Source organism: Pedobacter sp. A2324 (genome assembly GCF_059693705.1).
This window is the reverse complement of record NZ_JCASSK010000002.1, coordinates 268793-283063: the sequence shown is the minus strand read 5'-3', so window position 1 is coordinate 283063 and position 14271 is coordinate 268793. Positions and strand designations below refer to the sequence as shown.

Annotated in this window: 6 protein-coding genes; all 6 read left to right on the top strand. The window is 41.2% G+C overall.

The genetic code is table 11. The features are described 5' to 3' along the window. Positions 1-88 precede the first annotated feature (88 nt). Entirely contained in the window at positions 89-2410 is a 2322-nt protein-coding gene (locus tag AC570I_RS06255; RefSeq protein ID WP_497404801.1) for an NADP-dependent malic enzyme, read from the top strand. 6 nt (positions 2411-2416) lie between these two features. Continuing rightward, on the top strand, positions 2417-3001 hold the full coding sequence (gene ruvA / locus AC570I_RS06250; protein ID WP_047800127.1) for a Holliday junction branch migration protein RuvA: 585 nt from the start codon (positions 2417-2419) through the stop codon (positions 2999-3001). Between the two features lie 11 nt (positions 3002-3012). After that, entirely contained in the window at positions 3013-10191 is a 7179-nt protein-coding gene (gene sov / locus AC570I_RS06245; protein ID WP_497404800.1) for a T9SS outer membrane translocon Sov/SprA, read from the top strand. A 72-nt stretch (positions 10192-10263) separates the two neighbouring features. Continuing rightward, the gene (gene gcvH, locus AC570I_RS06240; protein ID WP_047800130.1) at positions 10264-10644 is read left to right on the top strand and encodes a glycine cleavage system protein GcvH; all 381 of its coding nucleotides are present in this window, start codon (positions 10264-10266) and stop codon (positions 10642-10644) included. A gap of 10 nt (positions 10645-10654) precedes the next feature. Then, the gene (locus tag AC570I_RS06235) at positions 10655-11053 is read left to right on the top strand and encodes a VanZ family protein (RefSeq protein WP_497404799.1); all 399 of its coding nucleotides are present in this window, start codon (positions 10655-10657) and stop codon (positions 11051-11053) included. A 252-nt stretch (positions 11054-11305) separates the two neighbouring features. After that, entirely contained in the window at positions 11306-14128 is a 2823-nt protein-coding gene (locus AC570I_RS06230) for an outer membrane beta-barrel protein (protein WP_497404798.1), read from the top strand. The last annotated feature ends 143 nt before the right edge of the window (positions 14129-14271 follow it).

Here is a 14271-nt window from a genome sequence, read left to right as displayed (position 1 = left end):
GCTGCTTATTTAACTTTTTTGGGTGCCTTTTTATTTTAAGCCTCATAAAAAGAATTGTACCTTTGCCTCGTCACTAATAAGTTACTTAATGAGTAATACGAATAGAAAGCAAGATGCATTGGATTACCATTCGCAGGGTCGTCCGGGAAAAATACAAGTAGTACCTACTAAACCTACAACATCGCAAAGGGATCTAACCCTGGCATACTCTCCGGGAGTTGCAGAGCCTTGTTTAAAAATAGCCAACAACACTGAAGATGTTTACAAATATACTGCCAAGGGAAACCTTGTTGCGGTGATCAGTAATGGATCTGCCGTTTTAGGTCTTGGAAACATAGGCCCTGAAGCAGGTAAGCCTGTAATGGAAGGTAAAGGCCTTTTATTTAAAATATTTGCAGATATCGATGTGTTCGATTTAGAATTGGATACCCAGAACGTAGATGATTTCGTAAAAATCGTTAAAGCCCTGGAGCCAACTTTTGGCGGTATCAATCTGGAAGATATCAAAGCTCCTGAATGTTTTGAGATTGAAACGCGTTTAAAGCAGGAAATGAATATCCCTGTCATGCACGACGATCAGCATGGAACGGCTATTATTTCTGGTGCTGCATTATTAAATGCCTGTGAGCTGCAGAAAAAGAAAATTGATAAGATTAAGGTTGTGGTAAGTGGTGCCGGCGCTGCTGCAGTTTCCTGTTCTAAAATGTACCTGTCTTTAGGTGTAAAGAAAGAAAATCTGGTCATGTTCGATATCAATGGTTTAATTGATGTGAAAAGAACTGATCTGGACGATAACAGAATGGGCTTTGCAACCACCAGAAAGGATATTTCAAATATTGGTGAAGCTTTGAAGGGTGCCGATGTATTGATTGGTCTTTCTGCTGCAAACGTCATCTCTGCAGAAATGCTCATGGGGATGGCCAAGAATCCGATTGTATTCGCAATGGCCAATCCAGACCCTGAAATATCTTATGATTTAGCGATTAAAACCCGCAAGGATATCATTATGGCTACCGGCCGTTCTGATTATCCTAACCAGGTGAATAATGTATTGGGATTCCCCTACATTTTCCGCGGTGCATTGGACGTCCGGGCCACCACGATTAATGAGGAAATGAAAATTGCTGCGGTGAAAGCAATTGCTGAACTCGCAAAAAAATCAGTGCCTGAAGCCGTTAATCTGGCCTATAATGCCAGAAATCTGAAGTTCGGAAAAGATTACATCATTCCAAAACCAGTCGATTTCAGGCTGATTACCGAAGTGTCAACTGCCGTAGCAAAAGCTGCAATCGAAAGTGGAGTTGCCCGGAAAGTGATTACCAACTGGGAGGCTTATAACGAGGAACTAAGAAAACGCTTGGGTTTAGATGATGCCATCATGCGTGCCGTTACGACCAAAGCCAAAATGGATCCTAAACGGGTGGTATTTGCAGAAGCCGATACCTACAAAATTCTGAAGGCGGCTCAGATTGTCAAAGATGAGAACATCGCCATTCCAATTCTTCTAGGAAATAAAGATAAAATACAGGCCATCATCGATGAGCATGGGTTGGAGCTGGAAGGCGTAGAGATCATTGATCAGATGCAGAATCCGGATAAAACCCAGCAATATGCTGAGGCGTTGTTTCAAAAACGTCAGCGTAAGGGTGTTTCTTCTATGCGCGATGCCGTGAAGCTGCTGAGAGACCGTAACTACTATGGCGCTTCCATGGTAGAGTTTGGCGAAGCCGATGCCATGATTTCGGGATTGACCAAAAACTATGGTGCAACCATAAAGCCAGCCCTCCAGGTAATAGGTGTAGAGCCTGGTGTGAAACGTGTGGCGGGTATGTACATGATGATGACCAAAAAAGGACCGGTTTTCTTTGGCGATACAACCGTAAATGTAGATCCTACTGCCGAAGAATTGGTGGATATCACTTTGCTTGTCGAAAAATCAGTAAAGCAGTTCAACATCAAACCACGTATTGCATTGCTATCCTATTCCAACTTTGGATCAAATGATGGGGTAACTCCTGAAAAAGTGCGTGAAACGGTACGCTTGCTTCATAAAAACCACCCCGAAGTGGTTGTTGATGGTGAGATGCAGGGGAACTTTGCCATTAATAATGAACTGTTGAAAGATAATTTTCCTTTCAGCACTCTGGCTGATGCACCTGCTAACACCCTGATTTTCCCGAATTTAGAGTCAGGAAATATTGCTTACAAATTGTTGCAGGAGCTTGGTGGTGCCGAAGCTGTTGGTCCAATTCTCCTGGGTTTAAATAAACCTGTTCATATTGTTCAGTTAGGAAGTTCGGTGAGAGAGATTGTAAATATGGTTACTATTGCAGTGGTAGATGTTCAGGCCAAAGAGGACATTGAAACATCGAAACGAAAAGGTATATTTGGGAAAACAACTAAGAAATAATAATTCATGTACGCCTATATTGATGGTAGATTGACGTTTAAAAATCCGGCATATGTTGTGATTGAAGCCGGAGGTATAGGCTACCATGTAAACATCTCATTAAATACTTACAGCGCTCTTGCCGATACAGAAAGGTGTAAATTGTATACCTGGCTATATGTTAAGGAAGACGCTCATACATTATACGGCTTCGCCGAAGAAGGCGAACGCCGTTTATTTCTGCACCTGATATCCGTATCAGGTATTGGTCCAAATACCGGCCGGATGATTTTATCTTCAATAACGCCGGAAGAAATTCAAACTGCAATTGTGAAAGCTGATCTGCCACTTATTCAGCGGATTAAGGGTTTGGGCGCAAAGACCGCACAACGCCTCGTGCTGGAGCTGCAGGATAAACTCAAAAAAGAGGGAGTAGATTCATTAATTTCTATGCCTCAACACAATACTGTTAAGGATGAAGCGTTATCAGCTTTGGTAATGCTCGGATTTGCCAAACAAACTGCCGAAAAAACAATTGACCAGATTTTAAAGGGTACAGAAGGAACACTTTCGGTAGAGCAACTAATTAAACAAGCTTTAAAAAAACTATAGATCTAACGCCTTTGAAGAGAATTTCTACATTTCTTTTTCTGATCTTACTATTCTTAATTGCCTCTCAAAACACTTTCTCTCAGGTGGTAACAGGCAAAACAGATTCTGTTGCATCAAAAAACAACTTTGGCCTTCAGGAAAAAGAGCGATTAGGGTTGGGAACCTCTGCCAATCCTTTTAATCCCTTACCTTCCAACCTCAAACGAATTGTTGAATATGATGCTAAAAACAAGCGTTATGTTGTTAAAGAGCTGATAGGTGATAGCTATGTATTGCAAACTCAATATTTAACCATTGATGAATACCAGCGCCTGGTGAACAGTGAAATTAAACGTGGCAACTGGCGCAGCATCTCCAATGCAGAGGTGAGCGATTACCGTAGTACAGGCATTATTCCGCAAATACAGATCAACAGCAAATCTTTCGAAAAACTATTTGGTGGAACTGTAATTGATATACAGCCACGCGGTGAAGCTGAGTTAACGTTTTTAGGGCGCATTAATAAAAACGAGAATCCGCTCTTCAACGAACGCCAGAGGGTACAAACCAACTTTGATTTTAATCAGCGGATTCAAATGGATCTGGTGGGGAACATCGGTACAAAACTAAAAATTAAGAGTAATTACAATACCGAAGCACAATTTGATTTTGAAAATCAGATCAAACTCGAATACACAGGGGGTAAGGATGAAATTATTCAGAAAATAGAAGCAGGTAATGTGAGTTTGCCACTAAATACCAGTTTGATCACAGGTACACAGGCCTTGTTCGGGGTTAAAACCCAGTTGAAATTTGGTAAGCTCAACGTAACCAGTGTTTATACCCAGCAGAAATCACAGTCGAGAGAGCTCAATATTTCCAATGGTGCGCAGCAGAACACCACTACCGTTCAGATAGACAGTTACGAAGCCAATAAACATTATTTCCTTTCCCAGTATTTTAGAAATAACTACAATAAAAACCTGGCCAATGCACCGGTAATTACTTCTCCGGTTCAGATTACTAAGGTGGAGGTATGGATCACAAACAAATCGGGTAGCACCACCGATTCGAGGGATGTACTTGGATTTATGGATTTGGGTGAAAACCAGCCTTTCAACACCGCTTTGTTTACCGGCGGGACATCCGCGCTTCCTGCAGGAACTACCGCTACAGGTTTCTCTCAGCAGTCGAACAACTTACTTTCCAGATTGCCCGCCGGAGCACGACAAACCAATTCAAATGACGTAATCTCCTTTTTTCAGGCGAACGGTGGTACAAACAACTTTGCAAAGCTTACCTATGCGCGCAAATTAACCGACAGGGAATTTACGTTTCAACCTCAGTTAGGTTATGTTTCACTAAATAATCCGTTAAATGCAGACGAGGTTTTAGCGGTTGCCTATCGTTATACTTATAATGGTGTAGAATATCAGGTAGGGGAATTTTCTACCGATATCACTTTCGACGCGGCCAGCCCAAAGGTTTTATACACTAAATTATTAAAAAACGAGACCAATAAGATCAGCCTTCCGATCTGGGATCTGATGATGAAAAACATCTATAACATTGGTGGATACCAGATCAGCAGCCAGAATTTCAAATTAGATATCTACCGCATCGACAACGAAACCGGTGTTGAAAATCCGGTAATGACCGAAGGCCAGAATACAGCCTCGAAACAATGGATCGCTTTAACGGAATTTGATCGTTTGAATCAGCAGAATGAGCGTAAATCAGATGGTATATTCGATTTTGTAGCTTCAAATAATGCATTCGGTGCCTATTCCACCGCCAATAATTCTGCCACCAGCAGTTTGTTTTCTACCAACAGTTCGGGAGCCGCTTCGCTCGTTACCAATACCAATTCAGGTTACATCACCATCGATCCTGCAAACGGAAGAATTATATTTCCGGTGATTGAGCCTTTCGGAAAGGATCTTGCTGCACGCTTTTTGCCTAGCGAGCAAGCGCTGATTGATAAGTATGCCTTTACCGCATTATACGATTCTACACAAACAATTGCTAAACAGCTGTTCCAGAATCAGAACAGATATGTGATCAAGGTAAACTATCAGTCTGATATTTCTTCTGAGTTCAGTTTGAATGCCATAAATGTACCTGAGGGTTCAGTAAAGGTATTTGCCGGTACCATGCCCCTTACCGAGGGTGTAGATTTTACTGTTGATTATCAGGGTGGCCGGGTAAGTATCATCAATCAGGCATTATTAATATCAGGGCAGGCGATCAGGATTACTACCGAAAACAACGAACTGTTTGGTCTGCAACAACGCTCGCTTTTTGGTACGCGTATGGATTACAGGGTGAACAATAAGTTAAACCTGGGTGGAACCATTATGAACCTGACCGAAAAACCATTGACCCAGAAAGTTAATATCGGTGAAGAGCCCATTTCAAATACCATCTGGGGAGCAGATATCAATTATAGCTCTCCATCCAGGTTTTTAACCAAAATGGTAGATAAGCTTCCGTTCATCTCTACCAAAGCACCATCCAGTGTGAACTTTTACGGTGAGTTTGCCCAGCTGATTCCCGGACACCCGCGCGCACTGAATTTTGCAGGCAGTAAAAACGGGGTAAGTTATTTAGATGATTTTGAGTCATCCAGATCGGTAATTGATTTGAAAAGTGCCATCTCCTGGCAGCTTTCGGGAACGCCTCAGCTTTTCTCTGAATCGCAACTAGTGGATAATTTAGCTTACGGCTATAACAGGGCAAGAATTGCTTTTTATAATATTGATCCGACTTTTTACAATTCGGCATCTTCCACCACACCTTCAAATATCCGCAATAACAGAAATGAGCTTTCAAATCATTATGTTAGGCAGGTAATTGAACAGGAAGTATTTCCATTCAAAGAAACCGCAACGGGACAGGCATTGAACATCACCACGCTTGATGTAGCTTATTATCCCACCGTTCGCGGGCCTTACAATTACCGAACTACAGGCTTCAGAGCCGATGGTAGCTTATTACAACCTCAAAACAACTGGGGCGGTTTTCAGCGGAAGATTGAGACCAACGATTTTGAAGCCTTAAACATTGGTTTCATTGAATTCTGGGTGCTCGATCCCTTTATTTATAAACCCAACTCTGCCGGAGGTGATTTGTATTTCAACCTGGGTAATATCTCGGAAGATATTCTTAAGGATGGCCGGAAATCACTGGAAAACGGTTTGCCAGCGACGGACGACCGCTCAAAATATGATACGACCAACTGGGGTCGTGTTCCAAAACTGCAACCGGTAGTACAGGCATTTGACAATAACGCTGATTCGCGTAAAGCACAGGATGTCGGTTTAGACGGACTTTCTGATGCTGACGAAAGGACCCAGTTTGCTTCAGCCATCACGCAGATTAAAGCGCAACTCAACTCTACAGCTTCCACTGCTCTTGATGCCGATCCGTCATCAGATAATTATACTTATTTCAGAGGGCCTGCCCTGGATCAGATCAATGCGGGTATCTTAAAACGATACGAAAAATACAACGGTACTGAAGGTAACTCTAAAACTTCCCAGCAATCACAGGAAGAATTAGGTCTGGATAACTCGGCATCGACATCACTTCCGGATGGCGAAGACATCAACAGGGATAATAACATGACCCAGAGCGATGAGTATTTTCAATACAAAGTATCGATGCGTCCCGGCGATCTGGTTATTGGCCAGAACTTCATTACAGATAAAGTAACCTCGCAGGTGAAACTGGCTAATGGAAATACACAACCTGCCACCTGGTATCAGTTCAGGATCCCAATTGGGGATTATCAGCAGAAAGTAGGAAGTATTGAAGACTTTAAATCGATTCGCTTCTTTAGAATGTTCATGACCAATTTCGCTGATACTGCCGTTTTGCGTTTTGCTAAAATGCAGCTGATCCGCGGAGAATGGAGAGCTTTCAACACAAAAAATGAAGCAGCTCAGGTGATTGCTGATCCCTCTTTACCTGCGCTTACCCCAGACAATTCGACAATAGAAGTTTCTACTGTAAATATTGAAGAGAACGGAAAACGTTCACCAATACCTTACGTTACCCCTCCGGGAATTTTAAGGGAGCGCGATTATAGCAACTATCGTGGCGACACCCGTTTAAATGAGCAATCCCTTTCTGTTACGGTTAAAAGTTTAAAGGATGGTTACAGCCGGGCGGCTTTCAAAACCGCTTACAGCGATTTCCGTTCTTACAAACATCTGGAAATGTATGTCCACGCAGAAGCGGTGAACAATCAAACCCTGGCTACAAATGACGTATCCGCTTTCCTTAGAATCGGAACGGATAACATCGATAACTATTACGAATACGTAATGCCATTGCAGGTTACCGCTCCGGGAACGAGTGATCCCGATGCCATATGGCCTGAAGCCAACAGGATGGATATCGACCTGACCTTATTCCAGAATGCAAAACTAGCACGTAATGACGCACGGTTAAGCAACGGCCAGCCCTGGCCAATTAATGTTCCCTTTACTTACACTGATGGTATGCGTACCATTGTGGTAAAGGGGCAGCCCGATATGAGTAAGGTAAGGGTATATATGCTGGGGGTTAAAAACCCGCTCCGAAATCTGGAGATCAGTGGGAATGATGATGGTTTGGAAAAGAATGTACTGGTTTGGTTTAATGAGTTAAGATTAACCGAATTTGATGAAAAAGGCGGCTGGGCTGCAACCGGTAGATTGAACCTGAAGCTGGCTGACTTTGCAGATGTAAATATTTCAGGTAGTAAGTCGACCATTGGTTTTGGTTCTATAGACTCGAAAGTAAGTGAACGCAACCGTGCAGATAATGTATTGCTTGATGTTTCTTCTTCTGTGGAACTTGGGAAATTCCTGCCTCAGAAATCAGGCGTTAAAATTCCAATGTTCGTGAACTATTCGAAACAGGTTTCTACGCCACAGTACAATCCGCGGACACCAGATATCGAACTGAAAAATGCATTGGATAAGGCGGGCACAAAAGCGAAGAAGGATTCCATTTTAAACTTCGCACAGGATTATACGGTGAGAAGAGGTATTAACTTTACCAATGTAAGGAAAGAACGTACTAACAACAGTAAGCCCGCACAGTTATGGGATATTGAAAACTTTGCTGCAAGCTATGCTTATACCCAATATAACCATCGCGATTTCATCAATGAGAGTAGTATACAGAATACCTATAGGGCATCGCTTCAGTACAGTTATTCAAGAGAAGCCAAAACGATAGCGCCGTTCGAAAAAATTATAAAAACCAACACACTGGCCTTGCTTAAGGATTTTAACTTTAGCATTTTGCCAAGCGCTATCAATTTCAGAGTTGATGTGGATCGTTTATACTCAGAAAATACGTTGAGAAACAACGATCCGAATAATACGCTTGGTGTGTATCAAACAGGATACGGCACTACTTTTAATAAAAACTTCACCATGAGCCGCATCTATGGTATTGCCTGGAATTTAACCCGGTCGATGCAGCTGGATTTTAATGCTACAAATTATTCCATCATTGATGAGCCAAGTGGAAGAGTGGAAGGATTGAAAAGAGATACGGTTTGGGAGAACCTGAAAAAATTAGGCCGTACAACCGATTACACACATAATTTAAATGTAACCTATAACCTTCCGATCGATAAAATCCCTGGCTTTAACTGGGTGAAGGTAACTACACGTTACGGTACAACTTTTAACTGGCAAACTGAGCCACTTGCAACCCTGGAAGATCCCAATATCAATTTGGGTAATACGATTCAGAATACCAGAACAGTTCAGGTTAATCCAACCCTAACCCTTACCAGCCTTTACAATAAATTTGGCTTTATCAGGAAGGCAGGTGATGAGAGTACAGAAGGGAAAGTAAAGAACTTCTTCATTAACCTGGTAACCAGTTTAAAAAATGTAAGTGGAAACTATGTGCAGACGAAAGGAATTTATCTGCCGGGTTACCTGCCAAAAACCCAGTATCTCGGTCTGGATAACGTAACCGGAGCACCCGGTCTAGGATTCGTTTTTGGTAGTCAGCAGGATATCCGTACCTCAGCACTGGCCAGCGGATGGCTAACCACTGATACTTTACAAACACAGTTGTATGTAAATACATTGCGTGAAGACTTTCAGTTGACAGGGCAAATTGAACCCTTTAAAGATTTGAGAATCACGCTTAAGGCAAATAAGGCGCAGAACCGTAACTACTCCAGTAATTTCAGGTATGTTGCCAGCTCTTCATCGTTCCAAAATCTGAGTGCCATTACCAGTGGCGACTACAGCATTTCTTATATCGCGATTGGTACTTCTTTTAAAGAAAACAATGCAACTGTGGTTTCTCAGCTGTTCAATCAGTTTATGGCCAACAGAATTGTGATATCCCGAAGACTGGGTGCGCAGAATCCAAACTCCAGCGGCGTTACCGGTGGATATGCTGATGGTTACAGCAAAGAAAGTCAGGATGTGCTGATCTCTGCCTTCCTTGCTGCCTACTCGGGTAAGGATGCATCTACATCCAAACTTAATGCCTTTCCGAGAATTCCATTGCCAAACTGGAACCTTACTTACAGTGGTTTAACCCGGATACCTTTTATTGCTGAAAACGTTTCTTCCGTTGATATCAGACATGGGTACCGTTCGGCATATAACATTAACAGCTACAGTTCATTACTGAGGTATCAGGAAACCGGTGGATTCTCCAGTACAAGAGATATAAATAATAATTTCCTCCCTGAGTACCAGTTTGCCCAGGTTACCATCTCCGAATATTTCGCACCACTTGTAGGTGTTGATACACGCTTTAAAAATAATTTAACTGCTTCGTTCGAATTAAACCGTTCGCGCTTACTGGGTTTAAGCTTATCCAATAGTCAGCTGGCTCAGCTTTCGGAGAATAATGTGGTATTGGGATTAGGTTACCGCACTAATAAATTCCGTTTTCCTTTTGGCTGGTTCAAAAGCCTTAAAATGGATAACAACATGGATTTTAAGCTTGATGTTGCCATCCGCGATAATAAAACTGTGATTTACCGTGCTGATGTTACTGAAGCTGAAGTTTCTTCAGGAGCAAAGAATATTACCGTTAGGCCAAGTGTAGATTATGTATTGAATCAGAAATTTAATATCAAGTTATTCTATGATTCTAATATTACCAAACCTTACACCTCGCAAACCTTTAATACGTCGTATAGTAATTTTGGTTTCAGCTTAAGATTTACGATAAACTAGGGCGCTTTTAAACGGGATTCTGATGTAAATCTCAAAAATCCTAGCTAACTTTGACAAACAAATTTAAAAAACATGAATTTTCCATCAGAATTGAAATACACCAAAGACCACGAGTGGGTTAAAGTTGAAGGTAACGAAGCTTTTATAGGTATCACAGACTTCGCACAACGCGAATTAGGTGATATTGTTTACGTTGATATCAACTCAGTAGGTTCAGAAGTGGCTAAAGAAGAAGTTTTCGGAACTGTAGAAGCAGTAAAAACAGTATCCGATTTATATATGCCCGTAACCGGAACAGTATTGGAAATCAATGCTGAATTAAATGATAATCCTGAACTGGTAAATTCTGATCCATACGGACAAGGATGGATGGTTAAAGTTTCATTAAGCGATTTGGCCGAGGTAGAAGGTTTACTTTCTGCAGAAGCTTATCAGGAATTGGTTGGCGCTTAATCAGAAGATTTTGTACAAAGCACTAAAACAACAGAAATGGGCGCTACTATGGACCATAGTTGTTTTAGTGCTTTGTAACATGAGAATGCCCGATACCGAAGGAGAGGGCTTCTTTTTTAAGGGATTCGATAAAATGACCCACCTGGGTTTTTTCTTTATTTTGTCGGTATTACTCTTCTATGGTAAAATCAGGTACCAGCATACATTTGCTTTTCGCACACTCACCATATTTAAAATTCTTTGCATCAATGCAATAATTGGTGGCGGAATCGAGTTGTTACAATGGAAGGTTTTTACCTACAGATCTGCCGAGTGGTGGGACTTCGGTTGCGATATGTTAGGTGCGTGCATGGCTGTATTCAGTTATGTTCTGCTCCATAAATTAAATTTCGATGAAAGTAAAGATTAGTTTATTTGGCCTGTTAGTGGTAATTTGCTTAAGCAGCTGCAGTATATTCAAAAAGAGCTGTAATTGCCCAAAAGTGTATTATAGAAATTACCCGTCTCAGCGCTAATCTGTTTCTCCAATTATTCTTCCAGGTTCTGGTAACAGGTATTTTGCTGTATTTAAAATGTTACCTTACTTTTAACAATCGTTAACAAACCTTTGGGCTTTCGCCTAGTCTGATAGGATAGTTTTGTAATTATATCTAATTTTTTAATGAAAAAGAACGTTCAAAGAGCAGTATTACTTGTTCTTATATTTTGCGGCTACTTTGCCCATGCACAAAATACGGGATCGGTTAGCGGTAAGGTAATCAACGCGAAAGATAAGAAGCCGGTCGACTTCGCAACCATTGCCATCAAGAGTCTGAAAGACTCCAGCGTAGTAGGCTCTGGTCAGACCGCTGCAGACGGGACATTTAGTTTTAAGGCCATTGCTCCGGGAAAATACCGGATTTATGCTGCCTTTCTTGGATTGAAAACTGCTACTAAAGATATAGAAGTGGCCAAAGCCGCAGTTAACGTAGGCGATATTGCCATGGCCGATGACGGCGTGGATCTGAGTACCGTAAATGTTACTGCGAGTATTCCGATCGTCGTAAAAAAAGATACCCTGGAGTTTGATGCCAAATCGATCAAAGTACGGGAGAATGCTGTGGTAGAAGATCTGCTTCAAAAACTTCCAGGTGTTGAAGTAGCCAAAGACGGCAGTGTAAAAGCACAGGGAGAAACCATTACTAAGGTAAAAGTAGATGGTAAGGAGTTTTTTGGTAATGACCCTTTACTGGCCACAAAGAATCTGCCGGCAGATATGGTAGATAAGATTCAGGTTATTGATGAGCTTTCTGAGCAGGCACAATTCACCGGAATTGACGATGGAACCAGAAACAAGATCTTAAACATCACCACTAAAGCGGGTATGAAACATGGATACTTTGGAAACAGTACTGTAGGTTACGGATCAGATGATCGTTATGATGCCAATTTAAACGTAAACAAGTTCGACGAAGACCGTCAGATTAGTTTTATTGGTCAGTTTAATAATATCAATAAACAAAACTTCGGACAAGGCGGTGGTGTTGGAAATGGTTTTGGTGGCGGCGGCGGCGGCGGAGGCCGTGGTGGAAACACCAGCAGCAGTACATCTAATACGGGTGGAATAACGAAAACCAACGCGGCAGGCTTAAACTTTGCCGATACTTACAAAGATGGAACACAATTCCAGGCAAGTTATTTCTTTAATGATGCCACTTCTGATTTATTGCAAACCTCGAACAATCAGGATTTATTTGGAAATACAACACGTAAGGTGAATGAAATTCTGGACAGGACTACAGAGAAAACAAATCACCGGTTTAACTTTATGGTTGATACAAAGATAGACCCCTCTCTGTCAATAAAAATCCAACCTAATTTTACCTACACCGAAACAAATGCCAACAGCTTAACTACTTATAATCGTGATTACGTAACCTCATTAACCAATGGTTTACAGCGTTACAATACCAATGCATCTACCCCCGCTTTTACCAATAACTTATTGGTGCGTAAAAGCTTTAAGCGCCGCGGACGTACCCTTTCTCTGAACTTAAGTACAAGCATAAATGATAATGATGCAAGAAACCTGAATTATATTTCTGACACTACCACTGTAGGTACAACCACAACAAAATCTTTAACAGATCAGCTGAATAACACCAGTAGTCATGCGATAAACAACACCACCAGACTGGTGTATACCGAACCAATTAATAAAACCCTGAGTGTTGAATTTAACTATCAGAATGGTTATTCAGACAGTGATTCGCAAAGAGATGTGTTTAATTTCAATCCGGTTACATTACAGTATGATCTGGTTGACAATACCTATTCAAATATTTATAATAACCGTACGCTAACCAATGCCGCTGGGTTCAGTTTTACTACTACTGAAAAGAAGTACAACTGGAATATCGGTTTGGCTGCACAGCAAACCAACAGGGTAAACACGAACCTGACTACCGGAGACGTACGCACTCAGAACTTTATCAATCTTACACCATCTGCGCAGTTCAGGTATAATTTCAGTAACCGTAAGCGATTATTCATCAACTACCGCGGGTCTACCAACCAGCCAACAATTGATCAGATTCAGCCAATCCCTGATAATACCAATACACAATCTGTGTATACAGGTAACCCTAATTTAAAACCAGCATTCAATAACAGGTTAAGGGTAAACTTCAATAATTTCAATATTGAAAAAGGCCGCTTTTTCTTTGCCAGATTAGATTTAAGTCAGACATCTAACAATATCAGTAACAACGTATCATTAATTACCGACCAGAATGATAAGAATTTTGGTAAGCAGGCCATAAGCTATGTGAACGTTGACGGGGTATTTTCAGGTGATGGAAGTGCTACCTGGTCATTGCCATTATTGCCAGAGCGTAAACTAAATCTTAACATTACCGGCGGTGCAAATTACGCCCGTAATGTTAACTTCATCATCCCGGTTGGAAGTACTGTTGCAGTTAAAAATATCACTAACAGTTATACCATTTCAAATGGTTACAAACTGGTTACCAATGTTGATAAGTTTGATTTAACGGGTGGTATCACCGGAAGTTTTACGCATTCTACTTATTCTGCACAATCTTCGGCTAATACAGAATATTATACTATTAATCCTAATTTTGATGTCAGCTATGTGCTGCCCGGAAATTTCAGGATTGCAACAACAGTAGAATATTATCGTAACCTGGGTGGTGGCGATTTATTCAACAGAGAGTATACGCTAATCAATCCTTATTTAAGCCGTCAGTTTTTCAAAAACAGGGGAACATTCAAATTCTCTGTAAATGATGCATTAAATCAAAATACAGGAATTACCAGAACAACATCCGGCACATCCATCTCTGATGTGAACTACAATGTATTAAAACGTTATTATATGCTTTCATTTACATACTCTTTAACGCGTATTGGAGGGAAAACCATGAGTGGTGACGTGCAGATGCCTGGAATGGGCAACGGAGGCGGTCAGCGCCAAAGAATGTAGGCAATTCTAAAAAATACTTCAAGGTCCTGATTCAAAAATCAGGACCTTTTTTTTTGTGATTTTAATAAATGTATAAATGACATTTATGTATTTCATTTGTTACTTAAGCCGAATAAACTTTTAAACCTTCTGTGAGTCTTTAA

Coding starts and splice junctions, on each gene's coding strand:
- AC570I_RS06255 (WP_497404801.1), top strand. CDS start 89: ATGAGTAATACGAATAGAAAGCAAGATGCATTGGATTACCATTCGCAG.
- gcvH (WP_047800130.1), top strand. CDS start 10,264: ATGAATTTTCCATCAGAATTGAAATACACCAAAGACCACGAGTGGGTT.
- ruvA (WP_047800127.1), top strand. CDS start 2,417: ATGTACGCCTATATTGATGGTAGATTGACGTTTAAAAATCCGGCATAT.
- AC570I_RS06230 (WP_497404798.1), top strand. CDS start 11,306: ATGAAAAAGAACGTTCAAAGAGCAGTATTACTTGTTCTTATATTTTGC.